We start from the raw sequence: 26,889 nt of genomic DNA, 5'->3' as shown, positions 1-26,889 counted from the left end.
CCTCGCTTGTTGAAATTATCGAAAGCTCAAAAACGAGCGCGCCCAGAGAGCATCTCGGTAACGTCCGCTAAAACCGACGCTACGTGTTCAGAGATGCCGCTGGGCGCGCAAGATTAACAGCAATTGCTTACGGTTGGATCAATGCACGTCCTTCCAGTACTCGCGTTTGAGCAGATAGGCGAATACGAAGAAGAAAGCCAGGTACAGCAACACATAAGTACCGATGCGCTGGTGCTGCAGTTTGACCGGGTTGGCCGAGTAGGCCAGGAAGGTCACCAGGTTCTTGACCTTCTCGTCGAACTGCTCTTCGTTCAGTGTACCGGTCTTGGGCACGATGGTCAGTTGATCGCACGCTTCATGGGTCAGCGGCGTGCCGGTCAACGGATCATATTGCTTCTTGCCGTCTTCAACGACCTGAACCTGCTTGCATCCTACCACTTGGCGCCCCTGCAGGCCGACCAGAACGTTAGGCATGCCGACGTTCGGAAACACTTTGTTGTTCACGCCCCAAGGACGGGCCGGGTCTTCGTAGAAGGACTTGAGGTAGCCATACAGCCAGTCGGTGCCACGCACGCGCGCCACCAGGGTCAGGTCGGGCGGTGTTGCGCCGAACCAGGCCTTGGCATCCGCCGGTTTCATGCCGATGTTCATGTGGTCGCCGATCTTGGCCCCGGTGAACACCAATTTTTCCAGCATCAACTCATGGGGAATGCCCAGGTCATCGGCAACCCGCTCATAGCGCTGGAACTTGGCGCTGTGGCAGCCCATGCAGTAGTTGGCGAAGGTACGTGCGCCATCTTGCAGGGCGGCTTTATCGGAGACGTCGATGTCGACTTTTTCCAGTTCCGCGCCATGCTCGGCAGCAAAGGACAGTAGCGGCAGTGCCGCAAGCACGAGTGCAACAAATAATTTTTTCATCAGCCAGTCACCCTTTCCGGAACCGGTTTGGTCTTCTCGAGCCGGGTGTAGAACGGCATCAGAATGAAGTAGGCGAAGTACAGGAAGGTGCAAACCTGCGACAGCAACGTACGCTCAGGGGTCGGCGCCAAGACGCCCAGCACACCCAGGATCACAAAGGCGATGCAGAACACCCACAGCCAGATCTTGCTCAGCCAGCCCTTGTAGCGCATGGACTTGACCGGGCTGCGATCCAGCCATGGCAACACGAACAGCACCGCAATCGCCGCGCCCATGGCGATCACGCCCATGAGTTTGTCGGGAATCGCCCGCAGGATTGCGTAGAACGGCGTGAAGTACCACACCGGCGCAATATGCTCGGGGGTCTTGAAGGCGTTGGCTTGTTCGAAGTTAGGCTTCTCCAGGAAATACCCACCCATCTCCGGAAAAAAGAACACGATCGAGCAGAATACGAACAGGAACACGACCACGCCGACAATGTCTTTCACGGTGTAGTAAGGGTGGAATGGAATGCCGTCCAACGGGATGCCGTTCTCGTCCTTGTGCTTCTTGATATCCACGCCATCCGGGTTGTTGGAACCCACTTCATGCAGCGCCAGGATGTGCAACACCACCAGGCCCAGGATCACGATCGGCAAGGCCACAACATGCAAGGCAAAGAAGCGGTTGAGGGTGATGCCGGAGATCAGGTAGTCACCACGGATCCACTGAGTCAGGTCGTTGCCGATTACCGGGATCGCACCGAACAGCGAGATGATCACCTGGGCGCCCCAGTAAGACATCTGGCCCCATGGCAGCAAATAACCCATGAAGGCTTCGGCCATCAGCGCCAGATATATCAGCATGCCGAACACCCACACCAGCTCGCGGGGCTTCTGATACGAACCGTAGAGCAGGCCACGGAACATGTGCAGGTAGACGACGATAAAGAACGCCGATGCGCCGGTGGAGTGCAACAGGCGCAGGATCGAGCCGTACTCGACGTCACGCATGATGTATTCGACGGAGGCGAACGCCTCTTCCGCCGACGGCGTGTAGCTCATCGTCAACCACACGCCGGTGACGATCTGGTTGACCAGCACCAGCAGTGCCAGGGAGCCGAAGAAGTAGAAGAAGTTGAAATTTTTAGGCGCGTAATATTTGCTGAGGTGGTCTTCCCACATTTTGGTGGCGGGGAAGCGTGCATCCACCCAATCCATGAACTTGCTCATCACGCGTTCTCCTTATCGAGGCCAATGACAATAAGGTCGTCAGTTTCGTAGGTATGCGGAGGAACCGGCAGGTTCAGGGGCGCGGGCTGAGACTTGTAGACACGGCCGGCGAGGTCGTAGTGAGAACCGTGGCACGGGCAGAAATAACCGCCGACCCAATCCTTGCCCAAGTCGACGGGAGCGACTTCCGGGCGAAAGGTCGGTGAGCAACCCAGGTGGGTACAGAGGCCAACCAGCAGCAGAATCTCTGGTTTGATGGAGCGCACTTCGTTCTTGGCGTAGGCGGGCTGGTCGGAATTTTCGGATTTCGGATCAGATAACTGACCCTCGATCTTTTTCAGATTCCCCAGGATTTCCTCGGTACGACGAACAATGAATACTGGCTGGCCGCGCCATTCAGCAATCATCTGCTGCCCTGGCTCGATCTTGCTGACATTCACCTTCACCGGTGCACCTGCGGCTTTCGCCTTGGCACTGGGAAACCATGACCCCACGAACGGGACCGCAGCCCCCACCGCTCCTGCAGCACCCACCACGGATGTGGCTGCTACCAAGAAGCGACGCCGGCCTGCATTCACGCCGTCATTGCTCATTCAGTCCTCTCCCATCAGCTTTTTGGCCTGTTAAATCAGGCGTCTACTAAGTGTTGAATCTTTACTTATAAAAATTTTGACGGATGGTAATGAAAAGCCCCACGTATGACAAGGGAATTGCCCGGACCTCCACCCCCAGGCCTTGTAGTATAGGGGGTCTACGGATGTGGCAAGTTGTCACGGCGAAAATTGTGCATAAATCACAGGCAATAAAAAACGCCCAGCTCCGTAAGGAGGCTGGGCGTTTTTGTGGAACGTAAAGCGAATTAACGCTTCGAGTACTGCGGACGCTTACGCGCTTTACGCAGACCGACTTTCTTACGTTCAACTTCACGAGCATCGCGAGTTACGAAGCCAGCTTTGCGCAGAGCGCCACGCAGGGTTTCGTCGTACTGCATCAGAGCGCGAGTGATACCGTGGCGGATTGCGCCAGCTTGACCACTTACACCGCCACCGATAACGGTGACGTAGATGTCGAACTTTTCAACGGTCTCGGTCAATTCCAGCGGCTGACGAACTACCATGCGGGCAGTTTCGCGGCCGAAGAAGTTGTCCAGGGAGCGGTTGTTGATCGAGATGTTACCAGTGCCCGGACGCAGGAAAACACGTGCGGTTGCGGTTTTGCGACGGCCAGTGCCGTAATTTTGAGTCGCCGACATAATGAACTATTCCGTTAAAACTTCAGTTCTTGGGGCTGCTGAGCAGCATGAGGGTGTACAGCGCCCGCATAGACTTTCAGCTTGCGAAACATATCGCGACCCAGTGGGCCCTTAGGCAGCATGCCTTTGACCGCGATTTCGATCGGGGCTTCAGGCTTCTTGGCAATCAGGCCTTCGAAGTTGGAAGACTTGATACCGCCTGGGAAACCGGAGTGACGGTAGTACATTTTGTCGCTTGCTTTGTTGCCGGTCACACGAACCTGCTCAGCGTTGATGATGACAATGTAGTCACCGGTATCAACGTGCGGGGTGTATTCAGGCTTGTGCTTGCCACGCAGACGGCTGGCGACTTCAGTGGCCAGACGACCCAGGGTCTGACCAGCGGCGTCGACGACAAACCAGTCGCGCTGAACTGTTTCCGGTTTTGCAGTAAAAGTTGTCATTCTTTAATAGCCTCAGGGGCCGCCTGTAAATTTAGACGGCGGATCTTACTGAATAGTGCGTACTTTGACAAGGTCAAAGGCAGCCGGATACAGACGCTATCGGGGGCTCGGGTCAGCGCGTCCGTTCAACGGCAAGATTCTTCGGCAGGCGGCGCATCACTTCCACTGCAGAAAGAGGTGGGCAATTATGCAGATTGCGAAAAAAAATTCAACCTGCTTTTATGATTGTTTTCCCCTGAAGGAGTACCCGATGGATTATCGACAGCTGGGCCGGACCGATCTGAACGTAAGCGCGATTGCCTTGGGCACCATGACCTGGGGTGAGCAGAACAGCGAGGCAGAGGCCTTCGCACAGATCGAACGGGCCAAGGCCGCAGGCATCAACTTCCTCGACACGGCGGAAATGTACCCGGTACCGCCCAAGGCCGACACCTACGCCACCACCGAGCGCTATATCGGTAACTACTTCAAGAGCCGTGGCGACCGCGCCGACTGGATCCTTGCCAGCAAGATCGCCGGCCCCGGCAACACCATCGACTACATCCGCGACGGCTACCTGCGTCATAACCGCAAGCACATCGTCCAGGCCCTGGACGCCAGCCTCAAGCGCCTGCAGACCGACTGGATCGACCTCTACCAGTTGCACTGGCCCGAGCGCAGCACCAATTTCTTTGGCCAATTGAGCTACAAGCACAAGGACGAAGACGACCTCACACCACTGGAAGAAACCCTCGAAGCGCTGAACGAGCAGGTCAAGGCCGGCAAGATCCGCCACATCGGCCTGTCCAATGAAACGCCGTGGGGAACCATGAAGTTCCTGGCCCTGGCCGAAGCCCGTGGCTGGACCCGCGCCGTGTCGATCCAGAACCCCTACAACCTGCTCAACCGCAGCTTTGAAGTGGGCCTGGCAGAAATCGCGATTCGCGAACAATGCGGCTTGCTGGCCTACTCGCCACTGGCGTTCGGCATGCTCAGCGGCAAGTACGAGGGCGGTGCACGCCCAGCCAAGGCGCGCCTGACGGAATACAGCCGTTTCAGTCGTTATTTCAACCCCCAGTCGGAAGCAGCGTGCAGCCGTTATGTGGCTCTGGCGCGGGAACACGGCCTGGACCCGGCGCAGATGGCCTTGGCGTTCGTGACGCAACAGCCGTTCGTGACCAGCAATATCATTGGCGCCACGTCGCTGGAGCAGTTGGACAGCAACATTGCCAGTGCTGATCTGAAATTGTCGAAAGAGGTGCTGGAGGGGATTGAGGCGATTCAGAAGGATCATCCGAATCCGGCGCCTTGATTGATCTTTAGGCCGCTATCGGGGGCAAGCCCCCTCCCACATTTGATTTGCGAATGCAGTCAAAGGTGGGAGGGGGCTTGCCCCCGATGAGGCCCTCGGCAGCACCAAAGATCAAAGCGCCCGCGCAATGATCTCCTTCATGATCTCATTGGTCCCCGCATAAATGCGCTGCACCCGCGCATCCGCCCACGCCCGCGCAATCGGGTATTCCCACATGAAACCGTACCCGCCGTGCAGTTGCACGCACTCATCGAGCACCTTGCATTGCAGATCCGTGGCCCAGTATTTGGCCATTGCCGCGGTGGGCACATCCAGCTTGCCGTCCAGGTGCAACGCCATGCATTTATCCACGAACACACGGCCGATCTGAATCTCGGTGGCCATCTCGGCCAGCTTGAACCGGGTGTTCTGGAAGTCGGCAATCGCCTTGCCAAACGCCTTGCGCTCGCGGGTGTAATCCAGCGTCCATTGCAACGCCGCTTCAGCCGAAGACAGCGCGCCAATCGCCACGGTCAGCCGCTCCTGGGGCAGCTCCTGCATCAGGTAGGCAAAGCCCATCCCCGCCTGGCCCAGCAGGTTTTCCTTGGGCACGCGCACATCCTGGAAAAACAACTCCGAGGTGTCCTGGGCCTTCATGCCGACCTTCTCCAGTCGCTTGCCTTTGTCGAAGCCCGGCGTAGCCGCCTCGACCAGGAACAGGCTGGTGCCCTTGGCGCCGGCCTTGGGGTCAGTCTTGGCTACCACGATGACCAGGTCGGCCAGGTAACCGTTGGTGATAAACGTCTTGGAGCCGTTAATCACATACTCATCACCGTCCAGCACCGCCGTGGTCTTCACCCCTTGCAGGTCGGAACCGGCGCCCGGTTCGGTCATGGCAATGGCGGTGACCATCTCGCCGGAGATCAGCTTGGGCAGGTATTTGTGCTTCAGCGCTTCGCTGCCGTAATGCAGGATGTACGGCGCGACAATGTCCGAATGCAACGAAAAGCCAATGCCGGTCAAGCCCAGGCGGCTGATCTCCTCGATCACGACCGCGCTGTAGAGGAAATCCGCGCCCAACCCACCGTATGCTTCGGGCACGTGCGAACACAGCATGCCCGCCTCCCCCGCCCGACTCCAGAGGCTACGGTCGATATAACCCTGTTTCTCCCACTGCCCATGGAACGGCGCCGCGTCTTTTTCAAGGAAAGTGCGCACGCTTTCGCGAAAGAGTTCGTGCTCGGGGCTGAACAAGGTTCTGGGAATCATGAGTCACCTGCGTGGATTGTCGGACAAGGACGAGCCCACAGAGCCTATGCCGCGAAGACCTCACGGGACACTGGACACATGCGACAAAAAATAAGACGATCCAGCCGTCTGGTGACCACTTTCCCCTATAAGAATAAATGAAATTATGTCTAACCAAATCTCCACGCCCTTGCGGCGCGTCAGCATTCTGGCCATTGATCGGGTATTCGCTTCAACCCTCATGCAAGCCAAGGATTTCTTCCATCTCGCCAGCCTGCGTTATGGCAAACAACAGGGCCTGGGCCTGACGCCCGCGTTCGAGACGCGCCTGGTCAGCCCCGACGGGCGCTCTGTGTGCAGTTTCAGCGATGTGATCATGCCGGTGGACGGCGGCCTGGAAGATGCCGACATCATCGTGCTGCCAGCCTTCTGGGACGATTTCGACGCCTTGTGCACCCGCTACCCCCAGGTACTTCCATGGCTGCGCGCACAACACGCCCGCGGCGCCGTACTGTGCGGCGAGGCCACCGGCGTGTTCTGGCTGGCTGAAGCCGGCCTGCTCGATGGCAAGGAGGCGACCACCTACTGGCGCTTCTTCAACGCGTTCAGCGAACGCTTCCCCAAGGTGCAGCTCAACCAGGACAAGCACCTGACCGACGCCGACAACCTGTATTGCGCCGGCGGCACCACTTCAGCCTGCGACCTCTACATTTATCTGATCGAGCGCTTCTGCGGCGCCAACATCGCCCAGGCGGTGGCCCGCGACATTCTGTATGAAGTGCAACGCAGCTATTCGCCGGGGCGCATCGGTTTTGGCGGGCAGAAGCTGCATCAGGACGTGATCATCCTGCAGATCCAGCACTGGCTCGAAGAACACTTCGCCGACAAGTTCCGTTTCGAAGACGTCGCGCGGGAACACGGCATGAGCATCCGTAACTTCATGCGACGCTTCCAGACCGCCACCGGCGACAAGCCGTTGCATTACCTGCAACGCCTGCGCATCGAGACGGCCAAGGGCCTGCTGTCGGGCAGCCGCAAGAGCATCAAGACCATCAGTTATGAGGTGGGTTATGACGATGCGAGTTTCTTTGCGCGGTTGTTCAGGCAGCACACTGAGTTGTCGCCGAACCAGTATCGGCAACAGTTCCAGCAGGCGGCATAAGCGGCAGCTTATACAGGACAAATGTGGGAGGGGGCTTGCCCCCGATAGCAGTGTGTCAGCCAGTACACCTGGCACTGATACACCGCTATCGGGGGCAAGCCCCCTCCCACATTTTGATCTACATCGCTTTTAAGGTTTGTGCCCGCGGGACAGGAACTCGTGGGACTGCATTTCCAGCAGGCGGCTCAGGGTGCGCTGGAATTCGAAGTTCAAGCGACCACCGGTATAGAGGTCCTTGAGTTCGACTTCCGCCGAGATGATCAGCTTGACGTTACGGTCATAGAACTCGTCGACCATGTTGATGAAACGCCGCGCGATATCGTCGGTGGTCACGCCCATCTGCTCCACACCGCTCAAGATCACCGCATGGAAGATCTTGCCCAATTCGATGTAGTCGTTCTGGCTACGCGGGCCGTCGCACAGTTGGCGGAATTCGAACCAGGCCACGTCATCGCAGGTACGCAAGGCGATGATTTCGCGGTTCTCGATCATCAACTTGTCGTTTTCCACGGCCTGGGTGCATTCCGGCGTCAACGCGCGGAAGCTTTTCTTCAGGCTGTCGTGGGCCGCTTCGTTGAGCGGAAAGTGGAACAGCTCCGCTTGCTCGAGGTGACGCAAACGATAGTCGACGCCGCTGTCGACGTTGACGATATCGGTATGCTGTTTGATCAACGCAATGGCCGGCAGGAAGCGGGCACGCTGCAGGCCGTCCTTGTAGAGACCATCGGGCACGATGTTCGAGGTGGCGACCAGGGTCACGCCGTTCTTGAACAGCTCTTCCATCAAGGTGCCGAGGATCATGGCATCGGTGATGTCGGAAACGAAGAACTCATCGAAGCAGATCACCCGCGCTTCTTCGGAGAAGCGCTTGGCAATGATCGTCAGCGGGTTCTTTTCCCCCGGCAGGGTCTTCATCTCTTCGTGCACACGCTTCATGAAGCGGTGGAAGTGAGTGCGAACCTTTTCCTTGAACGGCAGTGCTTCGAAGAAGGTGTCCACCAGGTAGGTCTTGCCCCGGCCGACGCCACCCCAGAAGTACAGGCCTTTGACCGGTGTGTGGTCTTTTTTGCCAAACAGCTTGCTGAACATCCCTTGCTTGGCTTGGGAGGCCGCGACCAGGTCTTCGTACAGGCGCTGCAAATGACGCACCGCATTTTCCTGGGCCGCGTCATGGAAGAAGTCAGGGCGTTTCAGATCAGCTTGATATCGTTCTAGGGGCGTCATAATTTCGTTAGCAAGGCAACAAAAACGGGCCGTCACTGTAACGACGGCCCTGGATAATGGCAATCAACCCTTGGTCGGGTTAATCCTCGGAAGGGGTCAGCGCAACACGCAAGGCGGCGATGGCAGCATCACGAGAGGCGCTGTCGGCGAACTCGGCGCTGTCGGCCACGGCGGCGTCGTCCAGCCATACGCTGAAGCTCAGGGCCTCGGTGCGTACATCCAGCGCCTCGCCATTTTGCAATTGCTTGGTCACCGCGCCTGCCGCTTTGCCGTCGGCGAAGTTGCGCGACAGCAGCAGTTGCTCGCCATCGGCCGCCAGCAGGCGGAAGCGGAAACTGCCGTCGTCTTCACGAAAACTCACGAAGCGTGCGGCCTTCGCGACCTTTTTCTTGCTGGCGACCGGCGCCGCAGCCTGGTTGACGAACGAACGCAGGCCCACTGCTTCGCGCAGCTCTGCCAGGAACGGCGCCGCGACGGCACGGGCCTTCTTGGCGCCGACCAGCAGCAGATCTTCCATGTCCGACGGGCGTGACATCAGTTGGTGGTAACGCTCGCGTGCTTCCCCCAACTGGCCGTCCAGCAACTGGAACAGACGATTCTTCGCCTCGCCCCAGCCCAGGCCTTGCAACAATTCACTGCGGAACGCTTCTGCCAGGTCCTTGCTCGCAAACGCCTGGTACAGGGTGAACAGGTGGGAGTTGTCCGGGTCCTTCGCCTCGCCGGGCGCGCGCGAGTCGGTGACGATCCGCGAGATCGCGTCTTTCATGTCTTTGGCGCTGGTGAACAACGGGATGGTGTTGTCGTAGCTCTTGGACATCTTGCGGCCATCCAGGCCCGGCAAGGTGGCGACGCTTTCTTCGATCAGCGCCTCGGGCATGGTGAAGAACTCTTTACCGTTGCCGAACAGGTGGTTGAAGCGCTGGCCGATATCACGGGCCATTTCCACGTGCTGGATCTGGTCGCGACCCACCGGCACTTTGTGCGCGTTGAACATCAGAATGTCCGCCGCCATCAGCACCGGGTAGCTGTACAGGCCCATGCTGATGCCCGCATCCGGGTCTTCGCCGGCTTCGACGTTTTTGTCCACCGAGGCTTTGTAGGCGTGGGCGCGGTTAAGCAAACCCTTGGCGGCCACGCACGTCAGCAGCCAGGTCAGCTCGGGAATTTCCGGGATGTCGGACTGGCGATAGAAAGTCACCCGGTTCACATCCAGGCCACCGGCCAGCCAGGTCGCGGCGATTTCCATACGCGAGCGCTGGATGCGCTGCGGGTCATCGCACTTGATCAGGGCATGGTAGTCGGCCAGGAAGTAGAAGGAATCGGCATTGGCGTCCTGGCTGGCAAGGATCGCCGGGCGGATCGCGCCAGCGTAGTTGCCCAGGTGCGGCGTGCCGGTGGTGGTGATGCCGGTGAGGATACGGGTACGCGTCGTCATGGGTAATCGCTTATCAGACTGCTATCAATTCGAGAGGCGCGGCAGCACCAGATCCTTCAGATCGGTGAGCTTGCCGTGAAAAAAGTGTCCGCATTCTGCCACTTTCAGCAGCTCATGGGGGCGTTTCAAGGCGGCGGACCAGTCGTAGACGACTTGCGGGTCGACCACTTCGTCGGTTTCCGGCTGGATCAGGGTCAACGGGCAATCCTGTGGCAGAACATCCGAATCGCGCAGACGCATCACGGCAGCGGCAACCATGAACAGGTGAGCCAGCTTTTCACCCTTGGCTTCCAGGCGGCCGCCGAGGCTGGCGGCCACATAGCCACCGAAGGAAAAACCCAGCAGGGTGAGCGGCAGCTCGGGGTGTTTTGCCCGCAGCCAGGTGGCGACCGCTTCGGCATCGTCGACTTCACCGGTGGACATGTCATGGCTACCGGCACTCGCACCGACGCCACGATAGTTGAAACGCAATGTAATCAAACCGGCATCGCGGGCGGTACGTTGCAAGGTCGAGACAACCTTGTTGAGCATGGTCCCGCCCTGCACCGGGTTGGGGTGGCAGATCAGCGCCAGGCCACGTGGTTCGGGGTGATCCAGGTACAAGGCTTCCAATTGCCCCACCGGGCCATCGATCAAAACAGGGGTTTCACGCATGAGCAAGGATGAACTCCGTGACCTCTCAAGGGGTCGACTCGTCTAGCTAAAAGTCTGTGCATGGCATCATTGCGAGCTTAATCGCGGTATACAGCGCAGGTTTGAGCCGTTAACGTAAAGCAAAGCCGTTTATAGAGGAAGGACTCGTGGAACACTCGCTCTTAGTTTGGTTGTTGCCGACTCTTGCCCTGGTTGCCGGTGTCGCCATTGGTTTCCTGGTTGCCCGCTTGCTGCCGAATGCCGCGCCTAACCGCACGCAGCGTCAGCTGGATGACATTCAGGAACGTTTTGACAGTTATCAGAACGAGGTTGTTACCCACTTCAACAGCACCGCGACCCTGGTCAAGAAGCTCACCCAGAGCTACCAGGAAGTACAGGATCATCTCGCCGATGGCGCTAACCGCCTGGCCCTCGACGACATCACCCGCCAGCGCCTGCTGGCCGCGCTGCATTCCGATGCACCGCAAACACCCCGCGAACGCCTGACCCCCCCTCGGGAAAACCAGGAACCGCCACGGGACTACGCGCCAAAAACGCCGAACGCCCCAGGCATGCTGGATGAGCATTACGGCCTGAAGAAGTAATTCCTCTTCAAGCATCAAAAAGCCCGACTGATCGATGATCAGCCGGGCTTTTTATTGGGCCTCAATTTTCCTGACAATGGAGATCCAATGTGGGAGGGGGCTTGCCCCCGATTCCGGTGGATCAGCCAATGCATCTGTGACTGACAGACCGCTATCGGGGGCAAGCCCCCTCCCACATTGACTTAGGCTGGCTGCTGTTCTTGCAACCGCCCACCCTCGATCCGCACATGTCGCCCATGAAAGCGCTTGAGGCTGCTGCGATGCCCGACACTGACGATACTCAGCCCCGGCAACTCATCGATCAGCGCCTGGTACAACGTCGCCTCATCCTCTTCATCCATCGCCGAGGTGGCTTCGTCCATGTACAGCCACTGCGGCGCGAACAACAGGGCGCGGGCGAAGGCCAGGCGCTGCTGTTCGCCCGGCGAGAGCATGCGCTGCCAGTGGTTGGCTTCATCAAGACGGCTGACCAGATGCGGCAGGCGGCAGGTTTCCAGCACCTGTGCATAACGTTGTGCCGGATAGGCGCTGTCGTCTTGTGGATAACTCAACACCGCCTTCAACGTGCCTATCGGTAAATAAGGCTTCTGTGGCAGAAACAGATAACGCGCAGCCGGCAGACGGATGCTGCCGTGCCCTGCCGGCCACAAATGCCCCATGGCGCGCAGCAAGGTACTTTTACCGCTGCCGGAACGCCCGCTGAGCATCACACGCTGACCTGGTTCCACGGTCATGTCGGCGTCAATGAGCAAGTGACGGCCGTCGGCCAGGTCCATGCCCAGGCCCTGCACCACCAGGCGCTCGCCTTCGGGGCGAACATCGATGGCCGGCGCGCGCTGCTCATTGTCGGTCATGGCCTGACGGAAGCTCAGCAGACGATCACTGGTGGCACGCCACGACGCCAGTTCCGAATAGGCATTGATGAACCAACTGAAGTTTTCCTGCACATTGCCGAACGCCGAGTTGATTTGCATCAGCTCGCCCAGTTCGATCTTGCCGGTGAAGTAGCGCGGCGCGGCGACGATAAACGGAAAGATGATCGCTATCTGGCTGTAGCCGGCGGTAAAGAAGGTCAGGCGCTTGGACACTTTCATGATGTCCCAGAAGTTGTGCCAGACCTTGCCGAAGCGCGAACTCAGACGCTGCTTTTCGTTCGGCTCGCCGTCGTAGAGGGCAATGCTTTCGGCATTTTCCCGCACCCGCACCATGGAAAAACGCAGGTCCGCTTCGAAGCGCTGTTGCTGGTTGCTCAAGCCGATCAAGCGACGCCCGATCAGGTGCGTCAGCCAACTGCCCACGGCCGCATACAGCAGCGCACACCAGAACATGTAGCCGGGAATGGTGATGCCAAACACCTCGATGCTGCCGGACACGCCCCACAGGATGATCGAGAACGACACCAGGCTGACCACGTTGCGCAGCAGCCCCAGGCCCAGGCTCAAGGTGCTGGAGGTGAAGGTGTTGAGGTCTTCGGAAATCCGCTGGTCAGGGTTATCGGTGTAACCGCCCTGCTCCAGCTGGTAGTAGTTCTTGTGAGCGAGCCAGCGCGCGAAGTGCTTTTCGGTCAGCCAGGCACGCCAGCGGATGGTAAGCATCTGGGTCAGGTACAGGCGATACACCGCACCAAGGATCGCCACGGCCGCAATGCCGCCGAAGTAACCGATCAACTGCCAGAAGGCGACAGTGTCCTTTTTCTGCAGGGCGTTGTAGAAATCCTTGTACCAGTGGTTGATCCACACGGATATCGCCACGCTGAACAGCGACAGACCAATCACGGCAGCCAGCAGCAACCAGGCCCTGCCCTTCTCTTCACTGCGCCAATACGGCGTGATCATCGCCCAGGTTCGGCGAAAGAATTGCCCGTGCACCGCATCGTTGACCGCGGAGTATTCAGCGTTCTGATTCATCGTTCAGGCTCGTCAGGGAATTATGGCAGGCGTTTGAACCGATCATAGGCGATCGGTTCAGGGCTCCGTGCAGCCTGAAGCGGATTGTTCAGTCTTCGTTCAGCGCCGTACCGGGCGCTTCTGCAGTTTGCGCTGCAACGTGCGGCGGTGCATGCCAAGGGCGCGGGCGGTGGCGGAGATGTTGCCTTCGTGCTCCGTCAGGACGCGCTGGATGTGCTCCCACTGCAGGCGATCTACCGACATCGGGTTTTCCGGCACCAGGGTGTCGAGGTCGGCGTGCTCGGAGAGCAGCGCGGCAAGCACGTCATCGGCATCCGCCGGCTTGCACAGGTAATTGCAGGCGCCACGCTTGATGGCTTCGACGGCGGTGGCGATGCTGGAATAGCCGGTGAGGATCACCACGCGCATTTCCGGGTCGAGTTCGAGCAGCTTGGGCAGCAGCACCAGGCCCGAGTCGCCGTCCATTTTCAGGTCGAGCGCGGCGTAGTCCGGCAGGTCGGCCTGGGCGATGGTCAGGCCTTCTTCGGCCGAGCCTGCGGTGCTGACGCGAAAGCCGCGACGGCTCATGGCGCGAGCCATCACGCGGGTAAAGGTGGCGTCATCATCTACCAGCAATAAATGCGGCAGTTCTTCGCCTTCGACTTGGATCTCGTCACTCATCGATATCTCCTCGTGCGACACGGGGCAGGCGCAGCTCGGTAAGCGTGCCACCTTCCTCATGACTATAGAGCTTCACTGAGCCGCCGGCGCGGGTCACGCTGGCCTTGCTCAGAAACAGGCCGAGGCCGAAGCCTTTGCCCTTGGTGGTAAAAAACGGCTTGCCGATTTGCTCGGCAATGGCCAGCGGCACGCCCGCGCCGTGGTCGCGAATGCTGATGGTGACGTTTTCCGCGTCCCAGTCCAACTGCACACCCAGACCTTCAGGGCAGGCGTCGGCGGCGTTGTTCAATAGGTTGAGCAAGGCCTGGGTGAGGTCAGGCGGCGGCGCCATGCGTGGCACGCTGCCCTGGCCCAACAGGCTGAAACGGTAACTGGCTTCGGGGCGCATCAGGTGCCAACGGTTCAGCGCTTCGTCGAGCCACTGGGTGACGTCCTGCATCTCTACGGCCAGACGCCGATTGGCTTCGGCGGCGCGTACCAGTTGCTGCAGGGTCAATTTGCACTGTTTGACCTGTCCCTGCAGCACGCTGAGGTCATCCTGCAACGCCGGGTCGTGGTGGTCCTGGGTCATCTCCTTGAGCAGCACGCTCATGGTCGCCAGCGGCGTGCCCAGCTCATGTGCCGCACCCGCGGCCTGGGTGGCGACGGCCAATAACTGCTGGTCGCGCAAGCCTTCTTCACGGCGAATCGCACGAAGTTCTTCCTGGCGGCGCAGCTCTTCAGCCATGCGCGCGGCAAAAAAGGTGATCACGGCGGCAGACAGCGCAAAGCTCAGCCACATGCCGTAGATCTGCAGGTTTTCGCGGGCGATGGGAAACGTCTGCAACGGATAGAACTGCGCCAGCAGCAGGGTGTACAGCGTCAGCGCGATGCCCGACAGCACCACCGAATAGCGCCACGGCAGGGTCACGGCGGCAATGGTCAGTGGCACCAGGTAATAAGAAACGAACGGGTTGGTGGAACCACCGGAGAAATACAGCAACACACTGTGGATAAACAGGTCGCACGCCAATTGCAGGGCATATTCCAGCTCGGTGACCGGCCACGTGGTGCGCAACCGGATGGCGGTGAACGCACAAAGCACGGTGGAGAAGCCGAGGGTCACGGCCAGTTGCAGCCAGGGCAGCGGCAGCAGGTCGAACCAATAGGCGAGCCCGACAGAACCGGCCTGTGCGGCCAGTACCAGGGTGCGAATGAACGTCAGGCGCCAGAGGTTCTGGCGAGTGGCGGAAGTCAGTTTTACGGCGGCGAGCATGAGCTCTCCCGATGAGCGCTGCAGGCGGATCGGCACGAGTATAAACGAAGCAGACCGGCTGGCACGGCGCGTGTGGCTCTTTGACGCAGGCGAGCAGATGACCGTTCGTCGCCGCTGCTACATCTTGTAGGGAATGTGTAAACCCGAAGAACCCGATGCCACCGTCTACAGTCATACCGAACACGACAACCTCAAGGAGCTTTCATGTCTCGTTTCACTCGCAGTGCCGCTGTTCTCACCCTTGGCGCCAGCGCCCTGGCCAGCCTGCCGGCCATGGCCGCCGACGAACTGCATTACAACCAGATCTCCCTGCGCGCCGAAGTCAGCCAGGAAGTGGCGCGCGACAAGATGATCGTCACCCTCTACACCGAATCGCAAAACGCGGACCCGGCCAAGCTTGCCGCCGAGATCACCAATACCATGAACACGGCGCTGGGCCAGGCGCGCGAAGTCAAGGCCGTGACCCTGAGCCAGGGCAGCCGCAACAGCTACCCGATCTACGACAGCAAGAACCAGAAAATCACCGGCTGGCGTGAACGCGCCGAACTGCGCCTGGAAAGCGCGGACTTCCCGGCGCTGTCCAAACTCACCGGCGAGCTGCTGAACTCGCTGAAAATGGACAACATGAACTTCGCCATCGCCGACAGCACGCGCAAGGCCAGCGAAGACGCAATGCTCAAGGACGCGGTTGCCGCGTTCAAGGCCCGCGCGCAACTGGCTACCGATGCGCTGGGCGGCAAGGGTTACAAGATCGTCAACCTGAACTTCAACACCAACGGCTACCCGATGCCCTACGAGCGCGGCAACACGATGATGATGAAAGCGGCGATGGCCGACTCAGCGCCCACACCTGAAGTGGAAGCCGGCACCAGCAAAGTCAACATGAGCGCAGACGGCGTGATTGAAGTGCAAATGCAGTGACCCCTACCTGACACTCCTGAACGGCGGTAACCTCGGTGACCGCCGTTTTCGTTTGCGCAGCTTTTATAGGGTTGCCACTTCAGGGGTCTCCATGGAAAGAATCGCCTTCAAACCACTGCTCCTCGCCGCCGGCCTGCTGGCCTTCCTACCGATGGCCCAAGCCGCCACCACCCTGGTCTACTGCTCCGAAGCCAGCCCCGCCGGCTTCGACCCGAGCCAGTACACCAGCGGCACCGATTTTGACGCCTCAGCCGAAACCGTGTTCAACCGCCTCACTCAGTTCAAGCGCGGCGGGACCGAAGTCGAGCCTGGCCTCGCCACCCGCTGGGAGGTGTCCGACGACGGTCTGACCTACACCTTCCACCTGCGCGACGGCGTGAAGTTCCACACCACCGATGACTTCACCCCGACCCGCGATTTCAACGCCGACGACGTGTTGTTTACCTTCAACCGCCTGTTGGATGCCGAGAGTCCGTTTCGCAAGGCCTACCCTTCCGAATCGCCCTACTTCACCGACATGGGCCTGAACACCACGATCAAGCACATCGACAAGCTCGACGAGCACACCGTGCGCTTCAGCCTGAACAACGTTGACGCCTCGTTCGTGCAGAACCTGGCAATGAGTTTCGCTTCGGTGCAATCGGCCGAATATGCCGACCAGCTCCTGAAGCAAGGCAAGGCCGAGGACATCAACCAGAAACCGGTCGGCACCGGCCCGTTCGTGTTCAAGCGCTACCAGAAAGACTCGCAGATTCGTTACGTCGCCAATAAGCAGTACTGGAAACCCGAAGACGTGAAGCTCGACAACCTGGTGTTCGCCATCACCCCTGATGCCGCTGCGCGCCTGCAGAAACTCAAGGCGGGTGAATGCCAGGTCAGCGGCTACCCCCGCCCGTCCGACATCGAAGTGATGAAGCAGGACCCAAACCTGCGCGTGCTGCAGCAGGCCGGTTTCAACCTGGGTTTCCTGGCGTACAACGTCACCCACCCGCCGCTGGACCAGCTCAAGGTGCGCCAGGCCCTGGACATGGCCATCGACAAACCGGCCATCATCAAGGCCGTGTACCAGAGCGCCGGACAATTGGCGCAGAACGCCCTGCCTCCCGCGCAGTGGTCTTATGACCCGAACATCAAGGACGCCCCCTACGACCCGACCAAAGCCCGGGCGCTACTAAAAGAAGCAGGGGTTGCACCAGGTACCACCATCAACTTGTGGGCAATGACCGTACAACGCGCCTCCAACCCCAACGCGCGCATGTCCGCGCAGATGATCCAGCAGGATTGGGCCAAGGTCGGTATCAAGGCCAACATCGTCAGCTATGAGTGGGGCGAATACATCAAGCGCGCCAAAAATGGCGAACATGACGCGATGATCTACGGCTGGACCGGCGACAACGGCGACCCGGATAACTGGCTTGGCGTGCTCTACAGTTGTGCCGCGGTCAAGGGCAGCAATTACGCCAAATGGTGTAACCCGGCCTATGACAAGCTGGTGCAGCAGGCCAAGGTCAGCAACGACCGCGAGCAGCGCATCAAGTGGTATCAACAGGCTCAACAAATCCTTAAGGAACAAGTACCTATAACGCCTATTGCGAACTCGACGGTTTTCCAGCCCCTGCGCAAGGAAGTTCGCGATTTCAAGATCAGCCCGTTCGGGCTGACACCGTTCTACGGCGTGAGTCTAGATAAGTAACAACAACGCCCCAATCGAGTGCGCTAGACGCCTCGTTTGGGCTTTTTCGGTGCGGCCTGCGCACCGAAAAAACCCGCCAAACTGACGCATTTATGTCCAAACTTTCATAAATGCGACATTCTTGTACGCTCGTCCCACTGTTTGGCGCTCGCAGCCGCTCAACATCTTGCAATGGGTATGGCGCCTGCATAAGTATCCGCAGGCCGACTCACGAGGTCGCCCTCACCACCAAAAATGACAACAAATCATGAGGCCAACATGCTTAAACACGCAGTCCTTCCGATATTAGTGAGCGCTGGCCTTATGGCCGCAGCCCCATTTGCCCAAGCGGCAGCTAACCTGGTGTTCTGCTCCGAAGGGAGCCCGGCCGGTTTTGACCCAGGCCAGTACACCACCGGAACAGACTTCGATGCCTCGGCCGAAACCATGTTCAACCGCCTGAGCCAGTTCGAACGTGGCGGCACCGCCGTGGTTCCTGGCCTCGCCACCAGCTGGGACGTGTCCCCGGACGGCCTGACGTATACCTTCCACCTTCGCGAAGGCGTCAAGTTCCACACCACCCCGTACTTCAAGCCGACTCGTGAGTTCAATGCCGATGACGTGCTCTTCACGTTCAACCGCATGATCAACAAGGACGACCCGTTCCGCAAAGCCTATCCCACCGAGTTCCCGTATTTCTCGGACATGGAGATGGACAAGAACATCAAGAACATCGAAAAGGTCGATGACCACACCGTCAAGTTCACCCTTGGCACCGTGGACGCCGCCTTCATCCAGAACCTGGCCATGAGCTTCGCCTCGATCCAGTCGGCCGAATACGCCGCCCAGCTGTTGAAGGAAGGCAAAGCCAGCGACATCAACCAGAAGCCAATCGGCACTGGCCCGTTCGTGTTCAAGAGCTATCAGAAAGACTCCAACATTCGCTTCACCGGCAACAAGGAATACTGGAAGCCTGAAGACGTCAAGATCGACAACCTGATCTTCGCGATCTCCACGGACCCTTCGGTCCGCATCCAGAAACTGAAGAAGAACGAGTGCCAGATCACAGCCTATCCTCGCCCGGCGGACATCAAGCCACTGGAAGCGGACAAGGACATGAAGATGCCGCACCAGGCCGGTTTCAACCTGGGTTACATCGCCTACAACGTGATGCCTGTGCTCAAGGGCCAGACCACGCCGAACCCATTGGCTGACCTGCGGGTTCGCCAGGCGCTGGACATGTCGGTCAACAAGCAACAGATCATCGACTCCGTTTACCAAGGCGCAGGCCAACTGGCCGTCAACGCCATGCCGCCAACCCAATGGTCGTACGACACCACCATCAAGGATGCCAAGTACGACCCTGCAAAAGCCAGGGAACTGCTCAAGGAAGCCGGCATCAAGGAAGGCACCGAGATCACCCTGTGGGCCATGCCAGTCCAGCGTCCGTACAACCCGAACGCCAAGCTGATGGCCGAGATGCTGCAGAGCGACTGGAAACAGATCGGCCTGAAGGTCAACATCGTCAGCTACGAGTGGGGCGAGTACATCAAGCGTTCCAAAGGTGGCGAGAACCAGGCCATGATCATTGGCTGGAGCGGTGACAATGGTGACCCGGACAACTGGCTGGGCACGCTCTTTTCGTCCCCGGCATTGAACGGCAACAACTTCTCCAAATTCGTCAACAAGGATTACGACGCCTTGATCAGCCAGGCCAAGGCGACCACTGACGTTGCCAAGCGCACCGAACTGTACAAACAGGCGCAACAACTGCTTAAACATGAACTGCCTTACACACCTATCGCGCACTCGACGGTGTATCAACCCATGCGCAACACCGTGCAGGACTTCAAGATCAGCCCGTTTGGCTTGAACTCCTTCTACGGCGTCAGCGTAAGCGGCAAGTAAGGATCGATAGCGGCGGCGTTTCATAACGCCGCCGTTATTACATCTGCCAGGCCCGTAGGAAACAGACCACATTCGCAACCGTTGCCGTCCTACAGCAATGAACTGCGCTTCGTGCCTCCGTTGCCTACAGGGTCAGTCCGATTTGGCGCATTTACTGCGAAGTCCGCGACCCATAACGTCGTAGGACTGCAGAGGCACCAACTTGGGAAAGGCACTTACCGCGTGTGGGACCAGTGATGTCCCCCTGGCTACAGGCCTGAGGGATTGCTCGCTGTTGATAACTACAGACAAGGATCGGAATCGTCATGCGCCATACCATCGTTCTATCCGCAATGTTTGCCACCAGCCTGCTGGCTATGGCTACGACCGCTCAGGCCGCCGACAAGAAGAGCCTGGTGTTCTGCTCCGAGGGCAGCCCGGCAGGCTTTGACACCGCGCAATACACCACCGCCACCGACAACGATGCCGCGGAGCCGTTGTACAACCGCCTGGTCGAGTTCGAAAAAGGTGCAACTGATGTGGTGCCTGGGCTGGCAACCAAGTGGGATATTTCCGAAGACGGGCTGACTTACACCTTCCACCTGCGCGAAGGGGTGAAGTTCCACAGCAGCAAGGAGTTCAAGCCGACGCGCGACTTCAACGCCGACGACGTGCTGTTCACCTTCAACCGCATGCTTGACCCCGAGCATCCGTTTCGCAAGGCCTACCCCACCGAGTTCCCGTACTTCAACGGCATGAGCCTGAACAAGAACATTGCCAAGGTCGAGAAAACCGACCCGCACACCGTGGTGATGACCTTGAACACGGTCGACGCCGCGTTCGTGCAAAACATCGCCATGAGCTTCGCCGCGATCCTCTCGGCCGAATATGCCGAGCAGTTGCTCAAGGAAGGCAAACCCAGCGATATCAACCAGAAGCCAATCGGCACTGGCCCGTTTGTGTTCCAGCGCTATCAGAAAGACTCGCAGATCCGTTACGTGGCAAACAAACAGTATTGGGACCCGAGCAAGGTCAAGCTTGACCAGTTGATCTTCGCCATCAATACCGACGCTTCGGTGCGCGTGCAGAAGCTCAAGGCCGGCGAGTGCCAGGTCACCCTGCACCCGCGCCCCGCCGATGTCGACGCGCTCAAGGCCGATCCAAACCTGCAACTGCTGACCAAGCCCGGCTTCAACCTCGGCTACATCGCCTACAACGTGCGCCACAAACCCTTCGATCAGCTCGAAGTGCGCCAGGCGCTGGACATGGCGGTGAACAAGCAGAGCATTCTCAACGCGGTGTACCAGGGCGCCGGGCAACTGGCGGTCAACGCCATGCCGCCGACCCAGTGGTCCTACGACGACAGCATCAAGGACGCCGCCTACAACCCGGAAAAAGCCAAGGAGCTGCTCAAGGCCGCCGGCGTGAAGGAAGGCACCGAGATCACCTTGTGGGCGATGCCGGTACAACGTCCGTACAACCCCAACGCCAAGCTGATGGCCGAAATGCTGCAGAACGACTGGGCCAAGATCGGCCTGAAAGTGAAGATCGTCAGCTACGAATGGGGCGAGTACATCAAGCGCACCAAGAACGGTGAGCACGATATCAGCCTGATCGGCTGGACCGGCGACAACGGTGACCCGGACAACTGGCTGGGCACCCTCTACAGCTGCGACGCCATCGGCGGGAACAACTACTCCATGTGGTGTGACCCGGCGTACGACAAGCTGATCAAGCAAGCCAAGGTCGTGACCGACCGTGAACAAAGGACTGTTCTGTACAAACAGGCGCAGCAACTGCTCAAGCAGCAGGTGCCGATCACGCCAGTCGCCCACTCGACGGTCAACCAGCCGTTAAGCGCCAAAGTCGAAGGCTTCAAGGTGAGCCCCTTCGGCCGCAACGTGTTCTCGGGCGTCAGTATCACCCCATAAGAAAATAACCGGATTGCGGGGGGCCAAGCTGGCCCTTCGGCAAACGTGCATGCTTTTGTTGGGATTTTTCCTACGCCAAACGTTTGCAACAGCTTGAACGCGTTACACACCCAATAGCCGGTTCACCTAAAAAGACCGGCATAAAAAAGAGAACCAAAGGAGCTTCACCCATGAAACTGAGCAGCAAAGCGCTTCTGGCCTTGGCCATCAGCAGCATCACGGCAACCGCCTTCGCTGAATCCGCCAGCCAGGATTTCGTTCCTACCACATTGGCCGGCACCAGCGCCCAAAGCGAGGCCAAGGGCTTTATCGACGGTCAAAGCCTGGGCGGTACTACCCGTAACTGGTACGCGAACGAAATGAAGTTCCGCAACGACCGCTTCAGCTACCGCAAAGACGGCGTGAAGACTCCGATCTCCCGTCGTATCAACTGGGCTCAGGGCACCATCCTCAACTACACCTCGGGCTTCACCCAAGGCACCGTTGGCGTCAGCACTGAAGTCGCTGCTTACAACTTCATCGCCCTTGACCGCGACCGCAAGGACATTGCCGGTGGTTCCAACCGCACCCTCGCTGACTCCGGCGGTGACGCGGTAGGCCAATGGAGCAAACTGGGCCTGGCCAACGTCAAGTTCCGTGTCTCGAACACCACCTTGACCGCCGGTCGCCAGAACTTCAGTACCGGTATCGTCGACACCATCGGCAACCGTGCCCTGCCGTCGAGCTTTGAAGGTGTGAGCTTCAACAGCGAAGAGTTCAGCAACCTGTCGTTCCAGGGCGGTATCTTCGATCGCGTTTCGCCACGTACCGAACAGAGTCTGTCGAAATTCCGCTCCGAATACGGCAATGGCCAGGAAACCGACAAGGTCAAGACCCTGGGCTTCAACTACCAGCCATTCAAGAGCCTGAAAACCAGCGTATTCGCCGCGAACGTCGAAGATTTCTGGAACCAGTACTACTTCGGTGCTACCCATGAACTGGGTGATGCACAGACCCTGGCACTGACCACCGGCCTGAACTACTACAAGACTACCGACACCGGCAGCAAGAAGATGGGCAACATCGACAACGATACTTACTCGTTGTCCCTCGGGCTGACCCACCAGGCCCACAGCCTGACCTTCTCGTACCAAGAAGTGAACGGTGACGAGTACTTCGACTACCTGCACGAAACCAACGGTATCTACCTGGCCAACTCCCTGACCTCGGACTTCAACAGCCCGAACGAGAAGTCCTTCCAGATCGCCTACGGTATCAACATGGCCGAATACGGCGTGCCAGGCCTGAAGTTCAACGTCTACTCGGCACGCGGCTGGGGCATCGACGGTACTCACTACAACGGTACCGCCTACGGTACCGCCGGTGAGAGCCGCAGCGACCTGCGCCTGATGGACGGCGAGAAGCACCAGGAATACGGCGTGGGTTCGTCCTACGCGATCCAGAGCGGCCCGCTCAAGGCCACGACTATTCGTGCAACCTACGTCACTCACCGTGCCAGTTCCGAACAGGCTGACGGCAACATCAAAGAGTTCCGTCTGGTGACCACCATCCCGTTCAACATTCTTTAATTAGCGCCAGGCAGGCGGCGGGCTCAGGACGAGCCCGCCGTCTACGCGTTTCTGGCTCCATCGATTGCAGAGGGCTCTGAATGAAAATGCTCCCGTTACAAGCTGCCATGGCCGCCGCGCTGCTGAGCGTGGCGATCGGCGTTTCGGCCAAACCGCTGGTGGTCTGCACCGAAGCCAGCCCGGAGGGTTTTGACCCGGTCCTGTACACCACCGCCGTGACCGCTGACGCCGCTGCGGAGACCATGTTCAACCGCCTGGTGGACTTCAAGCCCGGCACCACCGAAGTGGTCCCGGCCCTGGCCAAGGACCTGCCGCAAATCAGCGCCGATGGCCTGACCTACACGTTCCACCTGCGTGAAGACATCAAGTTCCACACCACCGACTATTTCAAACCCACGCGCAACATGAATGCCGACGACGTGCTTTGGAGCTTCCAGCGCCAGCTGGACCCGAATCATCCTTGGCATAAAAAGTCCCTCGTGGGCTATCCGTACTTCGAAAGCATGGGCTTCAAGGAACTGCTCAAGAGCGTAGAGAAGACCGACGATTACACCGTTGTCTTTACCCTGACCCGTCCTGAAGCACCGTTCCTGGCCGACCTGGGCATGGCATTCTCTTCAATCCATTCGAAGGAATACGCCGACCAGTTGCTCAAATCCGGCAAGACCGAGGATCTGAACGCCAAGCCTATCGGCACTGGCCCGTTCATCTTCACCCGTTATCAGAAAGACGCCCAGGCGCGCTTCAAGGCCAACCCCGACTACTTCCGCGGCAAACCGGCAGTCGACCCGCTGATCCTGGCGATCAGCACCGACAACAACGTGCGCCTGCAGAAGCTCAAGGCCAATGAATGTCAGATCGCGCTGTTCCCCAAGCCGGATGACATCCCCAGCATCAAGAAAGACCCCAACCTGAAAGTCGATGAACTGGCGGCGATGACCACCAGTTACACCGCGCTGAACACAACCCACAAATACATGAGCGATGCGCGGGTGCGTCACGCCATCAACATCGCGTTCGACAAGGCCGGCTATACCGAAGCCCTGTTCGGCAAAGGCAACGCCGTGGTGGGTACCGGCCCGTATCCGCCGACCTTGCTGGGCTTCAGCGACAAGCTGAAGAACCCACCCCGCGACCTGGACAAGGCCCGCGCCCTGCTCAAGGAAGCCGGCGTACCGGAAGGCACCGAGTTCACCCTGTTCACCCGTAACGGCGGCGGCCCGACCAACCCCAATCCAATGCTCGGCGCCCAGCGCATGCAGGCGGATCTGGCGCAGATTGGCCTGAAGGTCAACATCAGAGTCATGGAATGGGGCGAAATGCTCAAGCGCGCCAAAAACGGCGAGCACGACATGGTTTCGGCGGGCTGGGTCGGTGATAACGGCGACCCTGACAACTTCCTTACGCCAAACCTGAGTTGCGATGCAGCGAAAAACGGCGAAAACTACGCGCGCTGGTGTAACAAGGAGTTTCAAGACTTGATCGACAAAGCGCGCGCCATCGCTGAACCGGCCGAGCGCGCTGCACTCTATGAACAAGCACAGGATGTTTTCGATAAGGACCAACCATGGCTGCCCATGGCTTATCCGAAACTGTTCACCGCCATGCGCAAGAACGTAGAAGGCTTCACCCAAAGCCCTCTGGGGACCAATAACTTCGCCACCACCCAGGTGAAGTAATAAGAAAAACGCTCGGCGCCGTCGACCCTGACGGCGCCGAACCTGCCTAACCGGCTGATTGAGGTATACACCAAGATGTTTAGTTTTATTGCCCGCCGACTGGGGTTATTGATCCCCACGTTCTTCGGCATCACGTTGCTGACGTTTGCGTTGATTCGCATGATTCCAGGCGACCCCGTAGAAGTCATGATGGGCGAACGCCGCGTCGACCCCGAGATGCACGCACAGGCAATGGAGCGCCTTGGCCTTAACAAGCCGCTGTATGCGCAATACCTGGATTACGTCGGCAAGCTCGCCCAGGGCGACCTTGGCGAATCGCTGCGTACCCGCACCAGCGTGTGGACCGAGTTCACCGCACTCTTCCCGGCGACCCTGGAACTGTCCATGGCCGCCTTGTTGTTCGCCGGTATCCTGGGCCTGCTGGCCGGGGTGATCGCGGCCTTGAAGCGAGGGTCCCTGTTCGACCATGGGGTGATGGGCATTTCCCTGGCGGGGTATTCGATGCCGATCTTCTGGTGGGGCCTGATCCTGATCATGTTCTTCTCGGTGAGCCTGGGCTGGACCCCGGTCTCCGGGCGTATCGACCTGCTCTATGACATCGAGCCGCGCACCGGCTTCATGCTCATCGACACGCTGCTGGCCGACGAGCCGGACGCGTTCTGGGACGCCCTGCACCACCTGATCCTGCCGGCCATCGTGCTCGGCACCATCCCGCTGGCGGTGATTGCGCGGATGACCCGCTCCTCGATGCTCGAAGTATTGCGTGAAGACTACATCCGTACCGCCAAGGCCAAGGGCCTGTCGCCAGCACGCGTGGTCTTCGTACACGGCCTGCGCAACGCGCTGATTCCGGTGCTCACCGTGGTCGGCCTGCAAGTCGGCACCCTGCTGGCCGGTGCGGTACTGACCGAAACCATCTTCTCGTGGCCCGGCATCGGCAAATGGCTGATCGAAGCCATTGGCGCGCGGGACTACCCGGTGGTGCAGAACGGCATTCTGTTGATCGCCTGCCTGGTGATCCTGGTGAACTTCGTCGTGGACGTCCTCTACGGCTTCGCCAACCCACGCATCCGTCACCAGCGCTGAGATCATGACCATGACCACACCTACTCCAGTGTCAGCAGTCGATCAAAGCCTGCTGTACCCGTCTCCGTACAAAGAATTCTGGCAAGCCTTCTCCAAGAACAAAGGCGCGGTTGCCGGCCTGCTGTTCATGCTGGTGATCGTGTTCTGCGCGATCTTCGCCCCGTGGGTGACCCCGCATAACCCCAGCGAGCAGTACCGCGACTTCCTGCTGACCCCTCCGGCCTGGCTGGAAGGCGGGCAGATCCAGTTCCTGCTGGGCACCGACGAACTGGGCCGTGATTTGCTCTCGCGCCTGATCCAGGGCTCGCGCCTGTCGCTGCTGATCGGTTTGTCGTCGGTGGTGATGTCGCTGATCCCGGGCATCCTGCTGGGCCTGTTCGCCGGGTTCTTTCCGCGCTTGCTTGGCCCGACCATCATGCGCTTGATGGACATCATGCTGGCGTTGCCGTCGCTGCTGCTGGCTGTAGCCATTGTCGCGATCCTAGGCCCTGGCCTGATCAACACCGTGATCGCCATCGCCATCGTGTCGCTGCCGTCCTACGTGCGCCTGACCCGCGCCGCGGTGATGGGCGAACTGAACCGCGACTACGTGACCGCTGCGCGCCTCGCCGGTGCCGGCCTGCCGCGCCTGATGTTCATCACCGTGCTGCCCAACTGCATGGCGCCGCTGATCGTCCAAGCGACCTTGAGCTTTTCGTCGGCGATTCTCGATGCCGCGGCCCTGGGCTTCCTCGGCCTTGGCGTACAACCGCCAACCCCGGAGTGGGGCACCATGCTGGCTTCGGCCCGCGACTACATCGAACGCGCCTGGTGGGTAGTGAGCCTGCCTGGCCTGACCATTTTGCTCAGCGTGCTGGCAATCAACTTGATGGGTGACGGCCTGCGCGACGCGCTGGACCCGAAACTCAAGAACGCCGCCTGA

At 59.3% G+C, this 26,889-nt stretch carries 23 protein-coding genes; 11 read left to right on the top strand and 12 right to left on the bottom strand.

Going from position 1 to position 26,889, the window contains the following annotated elements; all coding sequences use genetic code 11:
* Positions 1 to 138: 138 nt before the first annotated feature.
* The 5 genes from C4J94_RS04765 to rplM all read right to left on the bottom strand — a co-directional run bounded on the left by C4J94_RS04765 (position 139) and on the right by rplM (position 3,824).
* Entirely contained in the window at positions 139 to 918 is a 780-nt protein-coding gene (locus tag C4J94_RS04765; RefSeq protein ID WP_124385134.1) for a cytochrome c1, read from the bottom strand.
* Positions 918 to 2,129 carry a cytochrome bc complex cytochrome b subunit gene (locus tag C4J94_RS04760; protein ID WP_003171746.1) on the bottom strand — a complete coding sequence of 404 codons (1,212 nt, stop codon included), beginning with the start codon at positions 2,127 to 2,129 and terminating at the stop codon, positions 918 to 920. Before C4J94_RS04760 ends, C4J94_RS04765 begins: the two co-directional genes overlap by 1 nt.
* Positions 2,129 to 2,722, bottom strand: a complete 594-nt coding sequence (petA, locus tag C4J94_RS04755) for a ubiquinol-cytochrome c reductase iron-sulfur subunit (RefSeq protein WP_034118089.1) — start codon at positions 2,720 to 2,722, stop codon at positions 2,129 to 2,131. The genes C4J94_RS04760 and petA overlap by 1 nt, the downstream gene beginning before the upstream one ends.
* A 266-nt stretch (positions 2,723 to 2,988) precedes the next feature.
* Positions 2,989 to 3,381, bottom strand: coding sequence for a 30S ribosomal protein S9 (rpsI, locus tag C4J94_RS04750; protein ID WP_002555064.1), 393 nt, complete (start codon positions 3,379 to 3,381; stop codon positions 2,989 to 2,991).
* A gap of 14 nt (positions 3,382 to 3,395) precedes the next feature.
* Positions 3,396 to 3,824: a 50S ribosomal protein L13 gene (rplM, locus tag C4J94_RS04745; protein ID WP_003188508.1), complete on the bottom strand. Its 429-nt coding sequence runs from the start codon at positions 3,822 to 3,824 to the stop codon at positions 3,396 to 3,398.
* Between the two features lie 250 nt (positions 3,825 to 4,074).
* On the opposite strand from rplM, the gene C4J94_RS04740 reads away from it, so the two are divergent.
* Positions 4,075 to 5,115 carry an NADP(H)-dependent aldo-keto reductase gene (locus C4J94_RS04740; protein WP_124385133.1) on the top strand — a complete coding sequence of 347 codons (1,041 nt, stop codon included), beginning with the start codon at positions 4,075 to 4,077 and terminating at the stop codon, positions 5,113 to 5,115.
* Positions 5,116 to 5,226: 111 nt separating this feature from the next.
* On the opposite strand, the gene C4J94_RS04735 is transcribed toward C4J94_RS04740, so the two are convergent.
* On the bottom strand, positions 5,227 to 6,363 hold the full coding sequence (locus tag C4J94_RS04735; protein WP_124385132.1) for an acyl-CoA dehydrogenase family protein: 1,137 nt from the start codon (positions 6,361 to 6,363) through the stop codon (positions 5,227 to 5,229).
* A 220-nt stretch (positions 6,364 to 6,583) separates the two neighbouring features.
* Here C4J94_RS04735 and C4J94_RS04730 point away from each other — a divergent pair, with 220 nt between their 5' ends.
* Positions 6,584 to 7,504, top strand: coding sequence for a GlxA family transcriptional regulator (locus C4J94_RS04730; RefSeq protein ID WP_177413475.1), 921 nt, complete (start codon positions 6,584 to 6,586; stop codon positions 7,502 to 7,504).
* 129 nt (positions 7,505 to 7,633) lie between these two features.
* On the opposite strand, the gene zapE is transcribed toward C4J94_RS04730, so the two are convergent.
* The 3 genes from zapE to C4J94_RS04715 all read right to left on the bottom strand — a co-directional run bounded on the left by zapE (position 7,634) and on the right by C4J94_RS04715 (position 10,817).
* Positions 7,634 to 8,728, bottom strand: coding sequence for a cell division protein ZapE (gene zapE / locus C4J94_RS04725; RefSeq protein WP_124385130.1), 1,095 nt, complete (start codon positions 8,726 to 8,728; stop codon positions 7,634 to 7,636).
* Between the two features lie 79 nt (positions 8,729 to 8,807).
* Positions 8,808 to 10,163, bottom strand: a complete 1,356-nt coding sequence (locus C4J94_RS04720; RefSeq protein ID WP_124385129.1) for a tryptophan--tRNA ligase — start codon at positions 10,161 to 10,163, stop codon at positions 8,808 to 8,810.
* A gap of 24 nt (positions 10,164 to 10,187) precedes the next feature.
* Positions 10,188 to 10,817, bottom strand: coding sequence for an alpha/beta hydrolase (locus C4J94_RS04715; RefSeq protein WP_124385128.1), 630 nt, complete (start codon positions 10,815 to 10,817; stop codon positions 10,188 to 10,190).
* A gap of 146 nt (positions 10,818 to 10,963) precedes the next feature.
* On the opposite strand from C4J94_RS04715, the gene C4J94_RS04710 reads away from it, so the two are divergent.
* Positions 10,964 to 11,401 (top strand): YhcB family protein, encoded by a 438-nt coding sequence (locus C4J94_RS04710; RefSeq protein WP_003171734.1) that lies wholly within the window; start codon positions 10,964 to 10,966, stop codon positions 11,399 to 11,401.
* Between the two features lie 182 nt (positions 11,402 to 11,583).
* Here C4J94_RS04710 and C4J94_RS04705 read toward each other — a convergent pair whose 3' ends face one another.
* The 3 genes from C4J94_RS04705 to C4J94_RS04695 all read right to left on the bottom strand — a co-directional run bounded on the left by C4J94_RS04705 (position 11,584) and on the right by C4J94_RS04695 (position 15,223).
* Positions 11,584 to 13,308, bottom strand: a complete 1,725-nt coding sequence (locus C4J94_RS04705) for an ABC transporter ATP-binding protein/permease (RefSeq protein WP_124385127.1) — start codon at positions 13,306 to 13,308, stop codon at positions 11,584 to 11,586.
* Positions 13,309 to 13,407: 99 nt separating this feature from the next.
* A complete protein-coding gene (locus tag C4J94_RS04700) occupies positions 13,408 to 13,968 on the bottom strand; it encodes a response regulator transcription factor (RefSeq protein WP_003171731.1) in 561 nt (186 codons plus the stop codon).
* A complete protein-coding gene (locus tag C4J94_RS04695) occupies positions 13,961 to 15,223 on the bottom strand; it encodes an ATP-binding protein (RefSeq protein ID WP_124385126.1) in 1,263 nt (420 codons plus the stop codon). Before C4J94_RS04695 ends, C4J94_RS04700 begins: the two co-directional genes overlap by 8 nt.
* Positions 15,224 to 15,427: 204 nt before the next feature.
* Here C4J94_RS04695 and C4J94_RS04690 point away from each other — a divergent pair, with 204 nt between their 5' ends.
* From C4J94_RS04690 to C4J94_RS04655, 8 genes are all read left to right on the top strand, one after another.
* Entirely contained in the window at positions 15,428 to 16,144 is a 717-nt protein-coding gene (locus C4J94_RS04690; protein WP_124385125.1) for an SIMPL domain-containing protein, read from the top strand.
* A 91-nt stretch (positions 16,145 to 16,235) separates the two neighbouring features.
* The gene (locus C4J94_RS04685; protein ID WP_124385124.1) at positions 16,236 to 17,837 is read left to right on the top strand and encodes an ABC transporter substrate-binding protein; all 1,602 of its coding nucleotides are present in this window, start codon (positions 16,236 to 16,238) and stop codon (positions 17,835 to 17,837) included.
* A gap of 258 nt (positions 17,838 to 18,095) precedes the next feature.
* Positions 18,096 to 19,724, top strand: a complete 1,629-nt coding sequence (locus C4J94_RS04680; RefSeq protein WP_124385123.1) for an ABC transporter substrate-binding protein — start codon at positions 18,096 to 18,098, stop codon at positions 19,722 to 19,724.
* Between the two features lie 305 nt (positions 19,725 to 20,029).
* On the top strand, positions 20,030 to 21,634 hold the full coding sequence (locus tag C4J94_RS04675; RefSeq protein WP_124385122.1) for an ABC transporter substrate-binding protein: 1,605 nt from the start codon (positions 20,030 to 20,032) through the stop codon (positions 21,632 to 21,634).
* Positions 21,635 to 21,804: 170 nt separating this feature from the next.
* Entirely contained in the window at positions 21,805 to 23,202 is a 1,398-nt protein-coding gene (locus C4J94_RS04670; RefSeq protein WP_124385121.1) for an OprD family outer membrane porin, read from the top strand.
* Positions 23,203 to 23,282: 80 nt separating this feature from the next.
* Positions 23,283 to 24,881, top strand: a complete 1,599-nt coding sequence (locus tag C4J94_RS04665) for an ABC transporter substrate-binding protein (RefSeq protein WP_124385120.1) — start codon at positions 23,283 to 23,285, stop codon at positions 24,879 to 24,881.
* 75 nt (positions 24,882 to 24,956) lie between these two features.
* Positions 24,957 to 25,967 carry an ABC transporter permease subunit gene (locus C4J94_RS04660; protein WP_124385119.1) on the top strand — a complete coding sequence of 337 codons (1,011 nt, stop codon included), beginning with the start codon at positions 24,957 to 24,959 and terminating at the stop codon, positions 25,965 to 25,967.
* Positions 25,968 to 25,977: 10 nt separating this feature from the next.
* Positions 25,978 to 26,889, top strand: coding sequence for an ABC transporter permease subunit (locus C4J94_RS04655; protein WP_124385118.1), 912 nt, complete (start codon positions 25,978 to 25,980; stop codon positions 26,887 to 26,889).

The organism is Pseudomonas sp. R5-89-07 (assembly GCF_003851685.1).
In the GTDB taxonomy this organism is placed as follows: domain Bacteria; phylum Pseudomonadota; class Gammaproteobacteria; order Pseudomonadales; family Pseudomonadaceae; genus Aquipseudomonas.
This window is presented reverse-complemented; position numbering and strand designations above follow the sequence as displayed.